The organism is Candidatus Pelagibacter sp. PS_16 (assembly GCF_059417965.1).
In genome coordinates, this window is record NZ_CM182074.1 from 478,663 (window position 1) to 499,213 (window position 20,551).

Sequence of the window (20,551 nt, forward strand, 5' to 3'; positions counted from 1 at the left end):
AATGTACATTTCAAAGTCATTCATTCCAATATTAAAAAATAACCCATCAGAAGCAAAAATTAAATCACATCAGTTAATGCTAAGGGTTGGTATGATTAAACAATCCTCAGCAGGTATTTATTCATGGCTACCTTTAGGTTTTAAGGTGATGAAAAAAATTGAACAAATAGTAAGAGAAGAACAAAATAAAATTGGTGCCCAAGAAATACTTATGCCAACTATACAGCCCAGCGATATTTGGAAAGAAAGTGGTCGTTATGACGATTATGGTGATGAAATGCTTCGTATTAAAGACCGTCAAGATAGAGAAATGCTTTATGGACCAACCAATGAAGAGTTAGTTACAGATATATTTAGATCAAGTGTAAAATCTTATAAATCACTTCCTCAATTATTATATCATATACAATGGAAATTTAGAGATGAAGTTAGACCAAGATTTGGAATAATGAGAGGTAGGGAGTTTTATATGAAGGATGCATATTCGTTTGACGTTAATGACGAAGATGCAACATTCTCGTATAATAAATTCTTTTTCTCATATTTAAAAACATTTAAAAGATTAGAACTTTCAGCAATACCAATGGCAGCTGATACGGGACCAATTGGTGGAAATTTATCTCATGAATTTATTATTTTAGCAGATACAGGAGAAAGTAAAATTTTTACAGATAAAAGAGTTTTTGATTTAGGTAGTGAAGGAACTGTATTGGATAGACAATCCTTACAAGACTTAAGAAAAAAATATGAACAATATTACGCTGTAGCCGATGAAAAATTTAATAAAAATGAATTTGAAGAAAAGGTGTCAGAAGAAAATAGGTTAATTACAAAAGGTATAGAGGTAGGTCACATTTTTTATTTTGGAGATAAATATTCAAAAGCTTTAAATGCAGCTGTAGATCTTCCAGGTGGCAAAAAAGATTTTGTTAAAATGGGATCTTATGGAATTGGTGTATCAAGGCTAGTTGGAGCAATTATAGAAGCTAAATATGATCAAAAAGATGAAATAATGAAATGGCCATTTTCTGTAGCACCATACGAACTTGCAATAATACCTATGATTAACAAAAATGATACATCGGCATTAGATAAAGCGAATAAACTTTTTAAACATTTTGAAAGTAAAAATATTGATACAATTATTGATGACATGGATGAAAATCTTTCATCTAAAATTAAAAAATTTAATTTGATAGGTGTGCCTTATCAAATAATTATAGGAAAAAATTCAGAAGATAATTTATTAGAGTTTAAAGAGATTGGAAAGGATCCTAAAAGTTTAACACTAGATCAAATAACTCAAATTTTAACTGAACAAAAATTAAAAAATTGATTTCTGCATTAGAAAAAGAAATTACACTTAGATATTTAAAAACCAGAAAAAAAGATGGTTTTTTAAATATAATATCCATTTTTTCATTTATTGGAATTAGCCTTGGTGTTGCAGTACTTATTATTGTGATGTCTGTTATGAATGGCTTTAGAAGTGAGTTAATTAATAAGATTGTAGGATTTAATGCTCATGTCACTGTTAAACCATATGAGACTTCTATTAATTTAGAAAAACTAGATAATGAAAATCTAAAATTAATTTCAAAAGAATTAATACTTAGTAATTCTGGTGAAGCTATTGTTATTAGCAAAAACTACACCAAAGGTTTAATTTTAAGAGGTTATAGTAGAGAAAATTTTCTAAAACTTGATGTTGTAAAAAAAGGAAACTTAATTGGTAAACCAAACCAATTAACAAAGAATTCGATATCAATAGGTAAAGAATTAAGTTTTAATTTAAATCTTAGTGTAGGAGATAAAGTGTCAATAATGTCTCCAGTAGGCATTGAAACAATAATAGGAAGTTTACCCCGGCAAGAAACTTTTATTATTAGATCTATCTTTGATAGTGGTTTAGCGGATTTTGATGCAAACATTGCTTTTATAAATTTAGACACTTTGGAAAGCTTTTTTAGTTTTGAAAAAGAAGAGCGTAACCTAGAAATTTATTTGAACAAACCATCAAATATCGAAGAAGCAAAAAGTAAAATTCAACAAATATTCAAAAATGAATTTGTATACAGTTGGGCTGATATGAATAGCTCATTATTTTCTGCATTAAAAGTTGAAAGAAATGTAATGTTTATAATCTTATCTTTGATTATTATAGTAGCTGCTTTTAACATTATTTCAGGTCTTACAATTTTGGTTAAAAATAAGACAAGAGATATAGCTATACTTAAGTCCATTGGTGTCCTGAACAAGTCTATTGTTAAGATATTTTTCCTTGTTGGTGTTATTATTGGAACTACAGCAACACTTTTTGGAATCTTTTTAGGTGTAATATTTTCTTTATACATTGAAAACCTGAGAGAATTCTTAAGTAATACATTTAATATTAGCTTGTTTCCTGAAGAGATTTATTTTTTGAGCACAATGCCCTCTGAAATAAACCCAACCTCAATTTTTATAATTTCTCTTTGTTCAATTTTTATAACTATTATCGTTTCAATTTTTCCAGCAATAAAAGCTTCAAAATTAGACCCTGTTAAAGGACTTAAGTATGAATAATTTGATATCATTAAAGAACATATCTAAATCTTTTTCTAACAATAAAAAAATAAATGTTTTAAAAAAAATTAATTATTCTTTTATAAAAGGTAAGATTTATTCTCTGGTTGGTCCATCTGGATCTGGAAAGTCTACATTATTAAATGTTTTGTCACTAATAGATAAACCTACCACTGGTTCATTGTTAATTAATAAAACACCGGTAAACTTTAATGAAAATGCAAAAAATGATAAAATTAGATCAAGTAAAATTGGTATTATCTATCAACAAAATAATTTACTTCCAGATTTTACAGCACTAGAGAATGTTTATTTAGCTGGTTTAGCTTTAACTAATGATAAAAAAAATTCAATTGAAAGAGCAAAAGAAATTATAAAAACAATGGGTCTTTCATCACGCGAAGCTCATTTTCCATCTGAACTATCAGGTGGTGAAATGCAAAGAATTGCAATGGCTAGAGCACTAATTAATGAACCTGAAATTATATTAGCAGACGAGCCTACTGGCAGCTTAGATCATACTACTGCTAAAGAGGTTTTTAATGTTTTATATAAATTAAAAAATAAAAATAGATTAATAATTTATGCAACTCACAATAGATTTTTTGCTAATATGGCTGATTGCAAATTAGAAATGATTGATGGTAATATAAAAACTATCAATGCCAGAATTAAATAATCAAAATTTTAATCACTTAAAAATTCACACACAGTATTCAATTTGTGAAGGTGCTATCAAAATTGATAACTTAAAAGATTTTTGTAAAGAAAAAAAAATACCTTGTTTAGGTATTTCAGATACATCTAATTTATGTGGTGCATTAGAGTTTGCTGAAAATATTTCTAAGGTTGGTACACAGCCAATTATTGGGACTCAAATTTATTTTAGATTTGAAGATACAACAGGGCTATTACCTCTAATAGCTCTTAACGAAAATGGATATAAGAGAATTATTGAACTTTCCTCAAGGTCTTACCTTGAAAATGATGCAATATCTGACCCTCATTTAGATGTAAAAGAACTTTTAATAGACACTGAAGGTGTGTCCTTACTTTCTGGGACTATTCAAGGTTTGTTTGGTAAACTATTTGAAAAAGGTCGTTTAGATGAAATATCAAAACTATATAGAAGTTTATCATCAAAATTTAATGATAATTTTTACCTAGAAATCCAAAGACATGGTGATCAAAACGAAATTGCTTTTGAAAAATTTAATTTAGAACAATCTTTAAAAATTAAGACACCAATTATTGCTACAAATGAAGTTTATTATTTAACACCTGACATGCACGAAGCTCATGATGCTTTAACGTGCATTGGTTCTAAAACTTATGTTAATGAAAAAAATAGAATTAAATATAGCAACCAGCATTATTTTAAATCTAATGAAGAAATGTCAAAGCTATTTTCAGATCTTCCTGAAGCTTTAGAAAATAACTTCAATTTACCATTTAAATGTAATTTTAGACCACAGTTTTCAAAACCCGTACTTCCGAATATTAGTTCTGAAAAAGGAGGCAGTGCTGATGAAATACTTAAAAAAGATTCGCTAGATGGATTAAAAGAAAAATTCCTGAAAGTTTTTAAAATTGAAGAAAACAATTTAAAAACAGATGATAAATTTTTGAAATACAAAGACAGACTAGATCATGAGTTAAAAATTATAATCGAAATGAAATATCCAAGTTATTTTTTGATTGTATCTGATTATATTAAATGGGCTAAAAATAACGATATTCCAGTAGGACCTGGTAGAGGTTCTGGTGCTGGCTCACTGGTTGCTTGGTGTTTATCCATTACAGATGTTGATCCGATTAAATTTAATTTAATATTTGAAAGATTTTTAAACCCTGATCGAGTATCAATGCCTGACTTTGATATAGATTTTTGTGAGGAAAAAAGAGATCTTGTTTTTAAATATTTAACTACAAAATATAAAGATAGTGTTGCTCATATAATTACATTTGGAAAATTAAAAGCGAGAATGGTTATTAGAGATGTTGGTAGAGTATTAGGTTTACCATATGGTTTTGTTGACAGTATTTCAAAAATGATCCCTTTTGATCCTTCTAGACCTCAAAGTCTAACTGAGTGTATTAATAGTGAACCACGACTTCAAAAATTAGTTAATGAAGACCCACGTGTAAAAAAATTAACTGATCTTTCTTTAAAATTAGAAGGTTTAAATAGAAATGTAGCAACTCATGCAGCAGGTGTTGTAATAGCTGATAGAAAATTAACAGAAGTTGTACCTTTATACAAAGATGCTGCAGCAGACTTGCTGTTACCATCAACACAATTTGACATGTATTCAGCAGAAAATGCTGGCTTAATCAAGTTTGATTTTTTAGGATTAAAAACTTTAACAGTTATTAATAGAACACAAAAATTGATTAATAAAAAAGTTAAAGATTTCAAAATTGAAGATATTGATTTTGATGATCAAAAAGTTTTTGAACTTTTATCTTCTGGTAACACTGTTGGATTATTTCAAGTTGAAAGCGCTGGTATGCGCGAAGCTTTGTTGCAAATGAAACCCAACCATATTGAAGATATTATTGCTCTTGTTGCTCTTTACCGTCCTGGACCTATGAGCAACATACCAATTTACAATGACTGTAAGCATGGAAGACAAACACCTGATTATTTGCATCCATTACTTGAGGATATTTTAAAACCTACTTATGGAGTTATTATTTATCAAGAACAAGTGATGCAAATAGCACAAAAACTCTCTGGTTTTACCGCTGGTGAGGCAGATATTTTAAGAAGAGCTATGGGAAAAAAAAAGAGCCGAATTAGAAAAGCAGAAACAGGGATTTATTGCTGGTGCTTTGAAAAATGGAATTAGCAAAGAAGTTGCAGCTAGTATATTTTTAAAAATTGAACCATTTGCTGAATATGGATTTAACAAAAGTCATGCTGCTGCTTATGCTATAATTTCCTATCAAACAGCTTTTTTAAAAACCTATTATCCTAAAGAGTTTTTTGCAGCATCTATGACAATGGATATTTCAAATCAAAATAAATTGGGCGAATTCCATGAAGAACTAAAAAGAATTAATATTAAAGTAATACGACCTGATATTAATAAGTGCTTTGCAGATTTTCAATTCGATGAGAATAATTTTTATTATGCTCTTGGTGGAATTAAAAGTGTTGGTTATGAAGCAATATCAAATGTTGTTAAAGAAAGAAATGAAAATGGAGATTTTAAATCTATAAATGATTTTTTAAATAGAGTTAATCCTAAAGATATAAATAAACTTCAATTAGAAGGTTTGGTTAAAGCAGGAGCTTTTGATAATATAGATAACAATCGACAAGCCTTATTTAATTCTATTCCAAATTTTATTTTAAAAACAAAAAATATTTATGAAAACAAAGCAGCAAATCAAATTGATCTTTTTGGCTCAGATGAAGAACAGGATAATGAAATAGTTCTAAATATTGAAGATTGGAAGTTTGAGGATCGTTTATCAAGAGAATTTGAAGCTATTGGTTTTTTTATATCTGACCATCCTTTAAATCAATTCAAAGAAATTTTTGATGACTATAAAATTGTCGATTATGCACAATTTAATTTGGATGATACAATAAAAGAGGCAAATATCGCAGCTACACTTTTAAAAATCACTGAAAGAAAAACTGCAAAAGGTAATTCATACGGAGTTATTAAGTTCACTGATTTAACCAGTGTTTTTGAGCTCTTTATTTTTTCAGATATTTTAGAACTTAATAGAGAGGCTTTAGTTGAGGGTAGCTCTTTAATCATAACCTTGATCAAAACCATTTCTAACGATGAAAATAAATTTAAAAGAATAAATGTTCAAAAAATTGCATCTCTCAAGGATCTTTTTAATAAGCCTGTTAACGAAATTGTATTTAATATTAAATCAATTAAAGACATCGATAAAATATCTGATTTAGTGAATGAAGAGGGGACAACTGAGGTAAAAATTAATATAACTGATAAAAACAATGAAATTAGCTTTAAATTAAAAAATAAGCGTCTTATTGACAGGAAAGCTATTAATACTATCAGAAATAAAGATATTTCGACAACTATTCATTAAAAAAGACTTGTTTGTTTTATAAATAATTTGTAAATAACTCTTAAATTAAATTAACACGCACACAGTTTGTGGTTTTATACCTCCGGTCCTTAAATGGAAATTACTGTGGTGGCTTAACCGGGAATAAATATGAAAATACCAAGTCTAACTATCCAACAACTATTAGAAGCAGGCGTTCATTTAGGTCATAAGACCTTAAGATGGAACCCAAAGATGAAAAAATACATTTTTGGAAAAAGAGATTCAATTCACATTATTGATTTAACTCAAACATTAGAATTAACCAATGTAGCTTTAGAAAAAGTTTACAATACGATAGCCAATAATGGAAAAATTCTTTTTGTATCTACAAAAAAACAAGCATCAGAAGCTATTGCTGAAGTTGCAAAAGAAACTGGACAATACTTTGTAAACTACAGATGGTTGGGTGGAATGCTAACTAACTGGGGAACAATCTCAGGATCAATTAAAAAGATGAAAAAATATGAGGCTGATCTTATAGCTGAAAATAGAGGCTTTACAAAAAAAGAACTTTTAAAGATGAGTGTTAAAAAAGATAAATTAGAAAGAGCATTAGGTGGAATTGCAGAAATGAAAAAGGTTCCTGATCTAGTTTTTATTATTGATACTAATTATGAGTCTCTAGCTATTGCAGAAGCTTCTAAATTAGGTATTCCAATCTGTGCTATACTTGACAGCAATTCTAATCCTGATGGTATTGATTACCCAATTCCTGGTAACGATGATGCTAGAAGAGCAATTGATTTGTATTGCAATCTAGTAAAAGAAACTATTGAAAATGCAAAAAAAGCTGCTCCATCTAAAACTGAAGAAAAACCAGATGTTGATGATACAAAAACAAAAGAAACTTCATCAAAAACCATTCAGGAGATTGATAGAGAAAAGTTAGATGCTAAATTTTCAAAAAAAGATAAGGAAAAACTAAATTAACATGAGTGATATAGAAAAAGTAAAACAATTACGTGAAGCAACGGGTGCCGGATTTAAAGATTGCAATTTAGCAATCAAAGAATCTGGAGGTGACCTAGATAAAGCTGTTGAAATTTTAAGAGTAAAAGGGATTTCTAAAGCTTCAAAAAAAATGTCAAGAGATGCTAAAGAAGGTGTTATTGCAACTTCAGGTGATGAAAATAAAATATCTGTTATTGAAATTAACTGTGAAACAGATTTTGTTGCTAAAAATGATGACTTTGTATCCTTTGCAAAAGAATTAAGTGAACTGAATAATCAAAATTCATCTGACTTAGAGAAACTCAATAAGTCAAAAATGGCAAATGGAGAAACAGTTGAAGATAGCCTTGTTGCATTAATTGCAAAAATGGGAGAAAAAATAACACTTGGTAAAGCCAAAACATTTAGCCAACCAGGTTCTAAAAATTTTAATTATTTACATACTGTAGTTAAAGATAATTTGTCTAAATTATCAGTCATAACTTCACTTGAGACCTCAAACGATAGTGAAGAAGTTAAAGCTTTTGGTAAACAACTTTCAATGCATATTGCAGCTTCAAATCCTTTGGCACTAAGTTCAGATATGATTGATAAAGATCTTCTTCAAAAAGAACAGGATCTTGTTGCAGAAGAGTTGAAAAACTCAGGAAAACCAGAGGAGATTGCACAAAAAATTAGTTTAGGTAAAATGAATAAATTTAAAGAAGAAAATGCTTTGTTAACACAGGCCTGGGTTATGGAGCCAAAAAAGAAAGTTCAAGATGTCATAAAAGAACTAAACATACCCGATTTAAAGATTAACAATTTTCTAAGAATTAAAATAGGTGAATAAATGTTTAATGAAAAAACTTATAGCCAGAAGATGGATAAAACCATTGAGGTTTTTCAGAAAGAGTTAACATCATTAAGAACTGGCAGAGCAAATGCCTCGATGTTAGATCTTGTTAAGGTTGATGTTTATGGTCAAGCAATGCCTTTAAATCAACTATCAAGCATAACAACTCCTGACTCTAGAACTATTAATATTCAAGTTTGGGATCTTAATAATGTACCACTTGTTGATACTGCAATTAAAAAATCAGAATTAGGTTTAAATCCTCAAATTGATGGTCAATTAATTAGGTTGCCAGTACCAGATTTAAATGAAGAACGAAGAACAGAGATTAAAAAATTAATCAAATCTATGGGTGAAAAGTGTAAAATCTCAATTAGAAATATTAGAAGAGAAGCCAATGATGATTTAAAAAACCTAGTTAAAGAAAAAATAATTAGTGAAGATGAAGAAAAGATTAATGAAAAATTAGTACAATCATTTACAGACGAACATATTAAAATCATAGATACTAAAGTTGAAGCCAAAGAAAAAGAAATAATGACCATATGAACCCAATTAAACATGTTGCCATCATCATGGATGGAAACGGTAGATGGGGCATTAAGCATAAACAATCAAGAAATGCAGGTCATAGAGCTGGCTTAAATACAGTTGATCTAATCATTAATCATTGCATCAAACATAAAATTAAGTTTTTAACTCTTTATACCTTCTCTTCTGAAAATTGGAAAAGACCCAAAAATGAAATTATTTTTTTATTTAAATTATTAGAAAGTTTTTTACAAAAAAAGATTAATAAAATTATTGAAAAAGATATTAAGCTTAAGTTCATTGGTGAATTAAATAAATTACCAGCACAACTTCAAAAATTAATTAAATTATCAGAAAAAAAAACTTTTAATAAAAAAATGCTACAAGTTAATATCGCCTTAAACTACGGTTCTAAAATTGAATTAATTAATGCCATAAAAAAGATTAAACAAAAAAAAATCACAATAAATGAAAAAAATATAGACAATAATTTGTATACAAAGCGTTTTCCAAATCCTGATATTTTAATAAGAACAGGAAATACTCATAGGCTAAGTAATTTTTTACTTTGGCAACTATCTTACACTGAGATATTCTTTGAAAAAAAATTATGGCCTGACTTTACCGGTAAAGATTTTGATAAAATTCTAAATAAATTTAAAAATATTAAAAGAAATTTTGGATCAATTTAATGAACTTAAATATTAAAAAAAGAATTTTAACTTCAATACTTCTTATTGCTCTTTTAGTTGGAATGTTTTTTTTCTCGTATATAATGATAATTTCTTTAATTATTATAGCAATAATTTCATGGATTGAATTTTATGCATTAATATCAAAAATTTTTAAAAAAAATGTTTTAAAGGATAAATTTTTTAGATTCTCTTATAAAACTTTATCTTTAATTTATTTATCAGCATTAGTTTATTTAATTTTTACTATAGAATCAGAGAATTCTAATCTTAAAATCTACCTTTTATATTCTGTTTTAGTTGCAATACTGTCAGACATAGGAGGGCTTGTTTGTGGAAAAATATTTAAAGGAAAGAAACTTACTAAAATCAGTCCCAATAAAACAATTTCTGGATCAATTGGTTCTTTTATGCTCTCTATATTGCTGATCCCCTTTTTTTATAAAGTTCAAATTGATCAATCATTAGTAAATTTTTTTTTAATAACAATCATTATTTCCCTAACATCTCAATTAGGTGATCTATTCATTTCACTATTAAAGCGCAAAGCAAAAGTTAAAGATACAAGTGATTTACTACCTGGCCATGGAGGTGTTTTAGATAGAATAGATGGAATAATTTTTGCAATACCACTCGGGATTTTTTTGTTTATAGTTATTTAATATGAAAAAAATTGCAATTTTTGGATCTACTGGCTCTATTGGCTCATCATTATTGAAGATTATTAAAGATGATCAAAAAAACTTTAAAATTGTATTACTCACTGCTAATAAAAATTATAAGAAATTAATAAAACAAGTTAAATTGTTTAATGTTAAAAATGTAGTTGTCACTAATTATAATTCTTTTTTAATTACAACCAATCTTTTGAAAAATACCGAAGTCAATGTTTTTAAAAATTTTAATTCGTTAAATAAAATTTTTAATGCAAATAATAAAATTGATTATTCAATGTGTGCAATTTCAGGATTCGAGGGATTAAAACCAACTTTGGATATTATTAAATTTACCAAAACTATAGCGATAGCAAATAAAGAATCTATCATATGTGGATGGAATTTAATTAAAAAAGATTTAATAAAACATAAAACATATTTTGTACCAGTAGATTCTGAACATTTTTCGATTTGGTCACTATTAGATAATAATAAAAAAAATAATTTTGAAAAAATTTATATAACAGCTTCTGGAGGCCCTTTTAGAGACTTACCATTAAAAAAATTTAGAAATATTTCAGTAAAAGATGCATTACAACATCCTAATTGGTCGATGGGAAAAAAAATTACAATAGACTCTGCCACAATGATGAACAAAGTTTTTGAAATTATAGAAGCAAAAAAGATCTTTAACTTAAATTATAAGCAACTTGAAATATTAATTCATCCAAAGTCATACTTGCATGCAATAGTAAAGTTTAATAATGGTTTATCAAAACTTTTAGTTCATGATACTAACATGAAAATTCCAATATTTAATTCTATTTATTTTAATACAGGCAAAAAACTTAAATCTAAGAATATCGATATTAAAACCTTGAATAATCTAAATCTTAAAAAAATTGAAAATATCAGATTCCCAGTAATTAAAATTCTTAATAATTTGAGTAATGAGGATTCTTTATTTGAGACTATTATTGTCAGTGCAAATGATAAATTGGTGAAACTTTTTTTAAATAATAAGATTAAATTTACCGATATATCAAATACGTTGCTAAAAATTTGCAATACCCCTGAATTCAATAAATTTAAATCAATGAAACCGAGAAATATTGAGGAAATTTACAATTTAAGTGATTATGTAAGTTTAAAAATCAGCTCTATGAGTGTATAAACTCGCTATGTTTAGGTTTTTCATTCAATTAATTATACTCTTTATATTTTTAACTTTTTCGTCGTATTCAAAAAATTATGAAAAAATTATCATTAATGGTAACGAGAGAATCTCTAATGAAACAATATTAGTTTTTTCAGAAATTCAAGATGACATAACTTTAGATGAAAATTCCATAAATGAAATTTTAAAGAAACTATATAAATCAGGTTTTTTTAAAGATGTTACAGTTAAAATTGAAAACAATAATCTAACTATAGATGTATTGGAAAATCCAATAATTCAAACAGTTTTTATAGAGGGAATTAAAAGAAAAAAAACAGAAGAATCATTGTATGAAATCTTAACTTTAAAAAATAGATCTTCTTATAATTTAACCTCAATTAAAAAAGATGAAGCAGCCATATTAAGCTTCCTAAAAGATAATGGTTATTATTTTTCTAAAGTCACATCGTCTTATCAAGATTTAGGGGATAATAAAATTGATCTACTTTACCAAATTGAACTTGGTGAAAAATCTAAAATTTTAAAAATTTCATTCATTGGAGATAAAAAATTTAAAGACAGTACATTAAGAAATATAATTATTAGTGAGGAATATAAATTTTGGAAGTTTCTCTCAGGAAAAAAATACTTGAATGAAAATTTAATTAATTATGACAAAAGATTGTTGGATAATTTTTACAAGAATAAGGGTTTTTTTAATGTTGTAATTGAGTCGTCATTTGCTAACTATCTTGGTAATGATAACTTTGAAATAATTTATAATATTTCATCTGGTAAAAAATTTTATTTTAATGAATTCAATCTTAACCTTCCATTAGATTATGATCGTGCTAATTTTCAACAATTAGATAATATTTTTAAAGAGCTTAAAGGAAAACATTTTTCTCTCAACTCTATTGATAAAATTTTAAAAGAAATTGATAATATTGTTTTAAATGAACAATTTGAGTTTCTAGAGTCTACGGTTAATGAGAGTATAGAAGACAATTTAATCAATCTTACATTCGATATAGGTGAGTCCGAAAAATTCTATATCGAAAAAATTAACATAATGGGTAATAATATTACTCGTGAAGAAGTAATTCGAAATAACTTTCTGGTTGATGAAGGTGATGCTTTTAATGAGTTACTTCAAACTAGAACATTAAATAATTTAAGAGGACTTAATTTTTTCAGTAAAGTTGAGTCAGAAATTTTAAATATCGATAATGAAAATAAAAAAATAATTAATATTACAGTTGAAGAAAAACCTACAGGGGAAATTATGGCTGGTGCTGGTGTTGGTACTGGCGGTGAAACTTTTTCTTTTGGTGTATCTGAAAATAATTTTCTTGGAAGAGGTATAGCCTTTTCATCCGATGTAACAGTTAGCACTGAAAGTCTAAAGGGAATTATTTCAATGAATAACCCCAACTACAATGGCTCTAACAGATCATTAAACACCTCAGTGGAAAGTTCGATCACAGATAGACTTAAAGATTTTGGTTATAAATCAAATAAAACTGGATTTTCTGTTGGAAGTGGTTTTGAGTTATATGATGACCTATATTGGAATACAGGAGTTTCCTCGTTTGTTGAAAAACTAGAGACTGATAACACAGCCTCTGCTAGTATTAAAAAACAAGAAGGATCATATTTTGATACTTTTTTTAATCATACTCTTAGATATGATAAGAGAGACCAAAGATACAAAACTTCAGATGGATATATTAGTAGGTTCACGCAAAATATTCCTTTAATAAGTGAAAGTTATACCCTCACCAACGCTTATGATTATAAAATATATAATGAATGGTTAGATGAAAATATCTTATCTATTGGCTTTTTTGGCAAAACTGCAAATTCCTTAACTGGTAAAAATATTAAACTTTCTGATAGATTGTATTTACCAGCAAGTAAACTAAGAGGTTTCGAGTCTGGAAAAGTTGGCCCAAAAGATGGTGCTGATTATATTGGTGGAAATTATGCAGCCTCAATAAATATAGCAACAAGTATTTCTCAAATTTTACCAAGTTCACAAAATACTAATTTTTCTCTCTTTTTTGATGCAGCAAATGTCTGGGGTATAGATTATAGTTCATCATTAAGTGATGAAAGTAAAATTAGGTCGTCCGTAGGAATAGCTGTAGATTTCTTCACACCAGTTGGTCCTTTAAACTTTTCTTTATCTGAACCAATCACTAAAGGTAAAAATGATATAACTGAATCTTTCAGGTTTAATATAGGTACCACTTTTTGATGAAAAAACTACTCCCATCAATTTTAGTTATTTTTCTATTTTTTACAAATACAGTTTTATCTGAACAAAAAATAGCATTCATAGATATAGATAAAGTTATTTCAACATCTAAAGCAGGCTCTTCAATTTTAAAACAATTAACAGATCTTAACAAAAAAAATTTAAAATTTTTAAATGAGGAAGAAAAAAAATTCAAAGAAAAAGAAACAAAATTAATTTCTCAAAAAAATATTATATCTGAAAATGATTTTAAAAATAAGGTTAGTGAACTGAAATCTGAGATTAATAACTACAATCAAAATAGAAAAAAAATGTTAGCTGATTTTAATAGATTGAAAATAGATAATACCAACAATCTTTTAAAATTGATTAATCCAATTTTAGTTAAATTTTCAAATGACAAAGAAATAGCTATTATTTTACAAAAAAAGGATTTAGTTGTTGCAAAAACACAACTAGACATTACAGACGAAGTTATTAAGATTGTAAATTCAAAAGTTAAAGAATTTAAGATTAATAAATAAATAGATGTTAGATAAAAAACAAATTGCTAATTTGCTACCTCATAGGGAGCCAATGTTACTAATTGATGAATTGCACGATATTGAAAAATTATCTTCTGCCACTGCTATTGTTTATGTTAAAAAAAATAGCTTTTTTGTTCAAGGTCATTTCCCTGATAATCCTGTTATGCCTGGTGTTTTAATTGTAGAAGCATTTGGTCAAGCTGCTGCAGCATTAACGGCTCATGGTTTAGATAAAGAAACATATGATAACAAGCTAGTTTTTTTAATGGGCATAGAAAAAGCAAGATTTAGAAATCCTGTAATACCTGATTGTAAATTAGAATTAAAAATTCAAGCAATCAGAACCCATGGCAGGGTTTGGAAATATAAAGGAGATGCCTTTGTTGATGGAAAAAAAATGGCTGATGCTCAATGGTCAGCTACTATTGTTGATAAGAAATAATCAGCAACAAATCTTGATAACACTGTTTAGTTAGCTTTGGTAAAAAGGATTTGTGATTAATCCTTTTTTTAGAAATTATGGTCCCTTTAAAATATCTGATATTTTACAATTAATAAATCTTAAAGACCTTAATATTGATAATGATCAAGAAATTAATGATATTAAAGATTTATTTACATCAAAAATAAATGACATTACTTTTTTTCATTCTAAAAAATATAAAAATGTTGCAAAAAATACTAAAGCTTCTTTTTGCTTAACAACTGAGATTTTAAAAGATGAATTACCAACAAGCTGCACACCATTAATTGTTGAGAATGTTTTAGTTTCAACTTCTAAAGTTACATCTAAATTTTATCCCACTTCAATTAATGATAACTTTGATTATACAGCAAAAGATATAGCTGAAACAAAATTTAAAGATAAAGTAAAATGTGGAAAAAATGTTTTAATTGGTGACAATGTTACCCTTGGATCTAATTGCTTAATTGGTCATAATACTATTATTGAACAGAATGTTTCAATTGGTGATAATTGCTCAATAGGATCAAATGTTATTATAAGAAATACATTAATTGATAATAACGTTACAGTTTTAGATAATTGCGTTATTGGTAAGCATGGGTTTGGTTTTTTTCCTGTTAGTAAAAAAAATTTAAGATATCCACATATTGGAATTGTAATAATTGGTGAAAATTCTGAAATCGGTTGTGGTTGCACTATTGATAGAGGCTCTATGTCTAATACTGTTATTGGAAAAAATTCATTTTTAGATAATCAAATTCACATTGCTCATAATGTTAAAATTGGAGACAATTCAATTATAGCAGGTCAAGTAGGAATTGCTGGTAGCTCTATTATTGGCAATAACGTTCGAATTGGTGGACAAGCTGGGATTTCTGGTCATTTAACTATTGGCAATAATGTTGAAATAGCAGGTGGCAGTGGAGTGATAAAAGATATTAAAGATAATTCAAAAGTAATGGGATATCCTGCAAAAAATATTAGAGATTTTTTAAAAGATAATAAATGATACATAAAACAGCAATTATTGATCCAAAAGCTAAAATTAGCACCAATGTTAGTATTGGAGCTTACACTTTAATAGGTCCCAATGTTGAAATAGGAGAAAATTCTATAATACAACCACATGTAAGCATTGTTGGACATACCAAAATTGGAATCAATAATAAGATCTATTCATTTGCATCAATTGGAAATGATCCTCAAGATTTAAAATTTGCAGGTGAAGAAACGAAGCTTGAAATTGGTGACAATAATAAAATTAGAGAATATGTAACCATTAACCCTGGAACTGCAGGAGGTGGTGGATTAACTAAAATAGGAAATAACTGTTTATTTATGGTTTCTTCACATATAGCACATGATTGTTTAGTCGAAGATAACGTTATTTTAGCTAACAACGTTCCTTTAGGAGGACATGCACATATAGAAAGTAATGTCATAATAGGAGGTAATTCAGCCGTACAGCAGTTTACTAGAGTCGGAAGGTCAGCAATGATAGGAGGCATGTGTGGTGTTGTAAGAGACGTCATACCGTATGGAATAGCTCATGGTAATCGAAGTGTGTTACAAGGATTAAATTTAATAGGTTTAAGAAGAAAGAATATTCCAAATAAACAAATTTTAAATTTAAGTGATGCCTATAAAGAAATTTTTAAGGATGAGAATTTATCTCAAAATTTGATCAAACTAGATCAAGATTTTAAAAAGAACGAGCTTGTATTAGAGGTAGTGAATTTTTTAGAGAAAGATAAAAAAAGACCTATTTGTACACCATTTTCAAAATAAAATGATTGGACTATTTTTAGGAGATACAGATTTTTCAGAAGCTGTTCTTAAAAAAATAAAAAAATTAAATAAAAAATATTTTATTATTGATTTTTCAAAAAATAATAAATTTAAAAAAGATATAAACTCTAATCGAATAAGTATTGGTAGGTTTGGTAAAATAATAAATTTAATTAAAGAAAAAAAATCAAAAAATGTTTTATTTGCAGGTAAAATTGCAAAACCAAAATTTTCAACATTAAGATTGGACCTTAAAGGTATTTATTATATGCCTAGTATCTTAAAAGCAGCAAAGTTAGGTGATGCAGCAATTATTAAAGCTATAATAAAAATTTTAGATAATGAAAAAATAAAAGTTATTAGTTCTGTCTTTTTTAATCCTGAACTAACGGTTAAAAGAGGAAATTATACTAAATTAAAAGCTAATAAGAGTGACATTAACTCTATTAAAAGAGGAATTACTTACTTTAATAAACTAAAAAGTCTAGACCACGTACAAGCAATCATTGTTAAAAATAATACTATTCTAGCTATTGAAGACCAGCAGGGAACTAAGAAAATGTTATCAAAATTAAAGAAAAAATCTGAAGGAATATTGATTAAGCTACCTAAAAAAAAACAGGATTTAAGAATAGATTTACCAACTATTGGCCTTCAAACTCTCAAGGATTGTAAAAAATATGGCCTAAAAGGAATAGTGTTAAAATCTAAAAAAAATATATTTTTAGATAAGGCTAAATGCATAGCATTTGCTAATAAAAACAAGATCTTTGTTAAGATTATATGAAAAAAATTTTTATTTTAACGGGTGAACCCTCTGGTGATAAACTAGCATCAACAGTTATTTCTAAACTCAAAATGAATAATTCAAATATTGAATATTTGTCAGTAGGTGGAACGCATATTAAAAAATTAGGAATTAAATCTATATTTGATCTGAAAGAGATTACATATCTTGGTTTTACTAGTGTGCTGTTTAATATCTTTAAAATTAGAAAAAAAATTAACAAAACTGTTGAGGAGATTATAAAATTTAATCCTGATATCTTATTTAGTATTGATAGTCCTGATTTCACATTAAGAGTTGCTGAAAAAGTAAAAAATATCAATAACAGCATAAAGACAATCCATTATGTTGCTCCACAGGTATGGGTTTGGAGAAAAAATAGAGTTAAAAAAATTAAAAAGTTTATTGATCATATACTTTTATTATTTAACTTTGAAAAAAAATATTTTGAAGAAGAAAATATTAAAAATACTTTTGTTGGGCATCCCTTAATTGAAAAAAAAGATAATGTAGTTACATCATTAAATAATTTAATTTCTAAAGATAAAAAAATTATATCTTTATTTCCAGGCAGTAGAAAATCGGAAACGAGTGTTCTTTTGCCAATTTTATTAAATTTTATTAAATTGATGAACAAACAAAACCTTGATCATTTATTCGTTTTTCATGCAACAGACGAAAATAAAGAATTTATAGTCAATAAAGTAAAAAAAACTAATTTAGATAATATAGATATAATTTCAGATGAAGATATTAAAGATCAGGTTTTATCGAATTCAATCTTTGCGGTCTCTAAATCAGGTACAATTTCACTCCAAATTTCTAGTGCTAATATTCCTTCAATAATCATTTATAAATTAGGTTTTATAAATTTTATGATATTTAAATTATTAGTTAATGTTAGATTTGTAAACATCATTAATATTATTAATGACAAGGAGGTGATACCTGAATTATTACAAAAAGAATGTAATGCTGATGAGATATATAAAACTGTTACATATTTTCTTAAAAACCCAGAATTAATTGAAAAACAATTAGTTGATTGTAAAAAAACTTTAGAGGGAATTAAGTCAAAATCTTCTTCATCAAGTGAAGCAGCTTTAATCTTAAATAATTATCTTATTTCCTAATCTTCGTACCACTTCTTCTTTACCCAAAGAAATAATTATATCATACAAGCCAGGACCAAATTTTGATCCCGTTAAAGCAATTCTTAGGGGCTGACCCACACCTTTAAAATTAGTTTCATATTTTTTAATTAAATCGTTAACTATTGGTTCAAGTGTTTCTTTGTTTAATGTATTTATTGAAATTAGTTTTTCCTTAAACTCTTTTATGATATTTTTTGCTTTATTATCAATTAATTCTAAATCTTTATCTTCAAATTTCACATCATCAAAAATTATATATCTAGCATTATTAAATATATCTTCTAATGTTTTTGCTTTATTCTTAAGAAAGATTAATGAAGGTTTAATTTTTGTTTCTTTTTCAGGTTTAATTTTTTCCTTATAAATTTCACAATATTTTACAAGATGATCGTAAAGTTCATTTTCATTAATAGTTTTTATATAATGTTCATTCATTGATAATATTCTGCTCATATCTAGCTTTGATGGAGACTTACCAATTCCTTCTAAATTAAAGAGTTCAATGCTTTCTTTTAGTGTAAATATTTCTTTATCCTGATAAGACCAGCCTAATCTTAATAAGTAATTTCTTAAAGCATCAGGCATTATTCCTATTTTAGAGTAATCGTCCAATGTTGATGCATTATCTCTTTTTGATAGTTTTTTTCCTTCAATAGTATGGATTAATGGAATATGTGCAAAATTAGGAAGATCCCAACTCATTGCTAAATATATTTGTATTTGTTTGAATGTATTAATTTTATGATCATCACCTCTAATTATATGTGTCATTTTCATTTGATGATCATCCACAGTAGCTGAAAGGTTGTATGTCGGCGTTCCATCATTTCTTAATATTATAAAATCCTCTATTGTAGTATTCTCAATTTCAACATCTCCTTGCACCAAATCTTTTAGTACTGAAGTTCCTTCAATTTTACTTTTAAATCTAATTACTGGTTTGATAATTGTAGGTGCATTAGTCTCTTGAAGATCTCTACATTTTCTATTGTAAACATAAGGAAGTTTTTTTTGTCTTGCTCGTTTTTTTTGCTCTTCTATTTCATCACTTGAACAATAACATTTATAAGCATGTCCATTTTTTAGCAGTTCATTAGCTACATTTACATGATCATTAATTTTAGTTGATTGAATGTATTCATCACCATCATGTTCAATGCCAATCCATTTTAAAGACTTGATAATTTGAATTTTGTGTTCATCTTTAGATCTTTCCTTGTCTGTATCTTCAATTCTTAAATGAAAGGTCCCATTTTTATTTTTAGAATATAGCCAATTGAATAAGGCAGTTCTTACACCACCAATATGAAGAGCTCCAGTAGGAGAGGGAGCAAATCTTGTTGCTACTTTTGACATCAATGATTTTTAGACTATTTTCTTAGAAGTTTCTATATAAAGATACAAGAACACCTTGAACTTTTACTCTATCTGGTCCAAATATTTTGGTTTCATAGTTTCTATTAGCACTTTCAAGCGCTACAGTTTTTCCTTTTCTTCTAATTCTTTTCAACATTGCCTCGTGTTCATCTATTAAAGCTACTACAATTTTACCATTATCAGCAGTGTCAGATCTTTTTATGATAACAGTATCACCTTCATTAATACCAGCTTCAATCATTGAATCACCTTGAACTTTTAGACCAAAATATTGACCGTTTTTTTCAAGATTGCTTGGAAGAGGTATACGAGAAACTTCATTTTGTATTGCCTCCACAGGTGTTCCTGCTGCTATACTACCTAATACAGGTATTTCCATTTCATTTAAGTTAGTATTTTCTGTATCTAGACCACCCTTGATAACACTAGGTGAAAAGCTATTGTAAATATCATTAGCAGAAGCTGTTTCAGGAAGTTTTATAACCTCTAAAGCTCTAGCTTTATGAGCCAACCTTCTAATAAAACCTCTTTCTTCTAAGGCACTTATTAATCTGTGTATTCCTGACTTAGACTTTAAATTTAAAGAATCTTTCATTTCTTCGTATGAAGGAGATACACCTGAGGCTCTCAACTTTTTGTTGATGAATAAAAGCAGGTTTTTTTGTTTTTTAGTTAGCATAAGAACAAATAAAGTACAAAATCTGT

General features: G+C 27.3%; 18 protein-coding genes and 1 pseudogene. 17 read left to right on the plus strand and 2 right to left on the minus strand.

The features are described from left to right. Position 1: 1 nt before the first annotated feature. The 17 genes and pseudogenes from proS to lpxB all read left to right on the plus strand — a co-directional run bounded on the left by proS (position 2) and on the right by lpxB (position 18,448). Positions 2-1,336 carry a proline--tRNA ligase gene (gene proS, locus AC5SL0_RS02560; RefSeq protein WP_494618602.1) on the plus strand — a complete coding sequence of 445 codons (1,335 nt, stop codon included), beginning with the start codon at positions 2-4 and terminating at the stop codon, positions 1,334-1,336. Further along, entirely contained in the window at positions 1,333-2,565 is a 1,233-nt protein-coding gene (locus AC5SL0_RS02565) for an FtsX-like permease family protein (protein WP_494618604.1), read from the plus strand. The genes proS and AC5SL0_RS02565 overlap by 4 nt, the downstream gene beginning before the upstream one ends. Beyond that, positions 2,558-3,244: an ABC transporter ATP-binding protein gene (locus AC5SL0_RS02570; protein WP_494618606.1), complete on the plus strand. Its 687-nt coding sequence runs from the start codon at positions 2,558-2,560 to the stop codon at positions 3,242-3,244. Before AC5SL0_RS02565 ends, AC5SL0_RS02570 begins: the two co-directional genes overlap by 8 nt. Beyond that, positions 3,228-6,642, plus strand: a pseudogene (gene dnaE / locus AC5SL0_RS02575) (DNA polymerase III subunit alpha). Before AC5SL0_RS02570 ends, dnaE begins: the two are co-directional and overlap by 17 nt. Before the next feature lie 129 nt (positions 6,643-6,771). After that, positions 6,772-7,593: a 30S ribosomal protein S2 gene (gene rpsB / locus AC5SL0_RS02580; RefSeq protein ID WP_494618608.1), complete on the plus strand. Its 822-nt coding sequence runs from the start codon at positions 6,772-6,774 to the stop codon at positions 7,591-7,593. A 1-nt stretch (position 7,594) separates the two neighbouring features. Then, positions 7,595-8,446 carry a translation elongation factor Ts gene (gene tsf, locus AC5SL0_RS02585; RefSeq protein WP_494618610.1) on the plus strand — a complete coding sequence of 284 codons (852 nt, stop codon included), beginning with the start codon at positions 7,595-7,597 and terminating at the stop codon, positions 8,444-8,446. Beyond that, positions 8,447-8,998: a ribosome recycling factor gene (gene frr, locus AC5SL0_RS02590; protein WP_320412859.1), complete on the plus strand. Its 552-nt coding sequence runs from the start codon at positions 8,447-8,449 to the stop codon at positions 8,996-8,998. Further along, complete coding sequence (uppS, locus tag AC5SL0_RS02595) at positions 8,995-9,672, plus strand: polyprenyl diphosphate synthase (protein WP_494618612.1); 678 nt, start codon at positions 8,995-8,997, stop codon at positions 9,670-9,672. The genes frr and uppS overlap by 4 nt, the downstream gene beginning before the upstream one ends. Beyond that, a complete protein-coding gene (locus AC5SL0_RS02600) occupies positions 9,672-10,334 on the plus strand; it encodes a phosphatidate cytidylyltransferase (RefSeq protein WP_494618614.1) in 663 nt (220 codons plus the stop codon). The genes uppS and AC5SL0_RS02600 overlap by 1 nt, the downstream gene beginning before the upstream one ends. A 1-nt stretch (position 10,335) precedes the next feature. Next, positions 10,336-11,502 carry a 1-deoxy-D-xylulose-5-phosphate reductoisomerase gene (locus AC5SL0_RS02605; protein WP_494618616.1) on the plus strand — a complete coding sequence of 389 codons (1,167 nt, stop codon included), beginning with the start codon at positions 10,336-10,338 and terminating at the stop codon, positions 11,500-11,502. A 7-nt stretch (positions 11,503-11,509) separates the two neighbouring features. Then, positions 11,510-13,747 carry an outer membrane protein assembly factor BamA gene (bamA, locus tag AC5SL0_RS02610; RefSeq protein WP_494618618.1) on the plus strand — a complete coding sequence of 746 codons (2,238 nt, stop codon included), beginning with the start codon at positions 11,510-11,512 and terminating at the stop codon, positions 13,745-13,747. Next, positions 13,747-14,271: an OmpH/Skp family outer membrane protein gene (locus tag AC5SL0_RS02615; RefSeq protein WP_494618620.1), complete on the plus strand. Its 525-nt coding sequence runs from the start codon at positions 13,747-13,749 to the stop codon at positions 14,269-14,271. The genes bamA and AC5SL0_RS02615 overlap by 1 nt, the downstream gene beginning before the upstream one ends. Before the next feature lie 4 nt (positions 14,272-14,275). Beyond that, a complete protein-coding gene (gene fabZ / locus AC5SL0_RS02620; protein ID WP_027306569.1) occupies positions 14,276-14,716 on the plus strand; it encodes a 3-hydroxyacyl-ACP dehydratase FabZ in 441 nt (146 codons plus the stop codon). 52 nt (positions 14,717-14,768) lie between these two features. Then, positions 14,769-15,749, plus strand: a complete 981-nt coding sequence (gene lpxD / locus AC5SL0_RS02625; RefSeq protein ID WP_494618622.1) for a UDP-3-O-(3-hydroxymyristoyl)glucosamine N-acyltransferase — start codon at positions 14,769-14,771, stop codon at positions 15,747-15,749. Beyond that, complete coding sequence (gene lpxA, locus AC5SL0_RS02630) at positions 15,746-16,528, plus strand: acyl-ACP--UDP-N-acetylglucosamine O-acyltransferase (protein ID WP_494618624.1); 783 nt, start codon at positions 15,746-15,748, stop codon at positions 16,526-16,528. Before lpxD ends, lpxA begins: the two co-directional genes overlap by 4 nt. Position 16,529: 1 nt before the next feature. Beyond that, a complete protein-coding gene (lpxI, locus tag AC5SL0_RS02635) occupies positions 16,530-17,315 on the plus strand; it encodes a UDP-2,3-diacylglucosamine diphosphatase LpxI domain-containing protein (protein WP_494618626.1) in 786 nt (261 codons plus the stop codon). Beyond that, positions 17,312-18,448 carry a lipid-A-disaccharide synthase gene (gene lpxB, locus AC5SL0_RS02640; protein ID WP_494618628.1) on the plus strand — a complete coding sequence of 379 codons (1,137 nt, stop codon included), beginning with the start codon at positions 17,312-17,314 and terminating at the stop codon, positions 18,446-18,448. The genes lpxI and lpxB overlap by 4 nt, the downstream gene beginning before the upstream one ends. Here the strand turns inward: lpxB and gltX are convergent. Further along, a complete protein-coding gene (gene gltX, locus AC5SL0_RS02645) occupies positions 18,425-19,825 on the minus strand; it encodes a glutamate--tRNA ligase (RefSeq protein ID WP_494618630.1) in 1,401 nt (466 codons plus the stop codon). The two genes, lpxB and gltX, sit on opposite strands and share 24 nt — an antisense overlap. A 22-nt stretch (positions 19,826-19,847) precedes the next feature. Continuing rightward, entirely contained in the window at positions 19,848-20,525 is a 678-nt protein-coding gene (gene lexA / locus AC5SL0_RS02650; protein ID WP_006997000.1) for a transcriptional repressor LexA, read from the minus strand. Between the last annotated feature and the right edge of the window lie 26 nt (positions 20,526-20,551).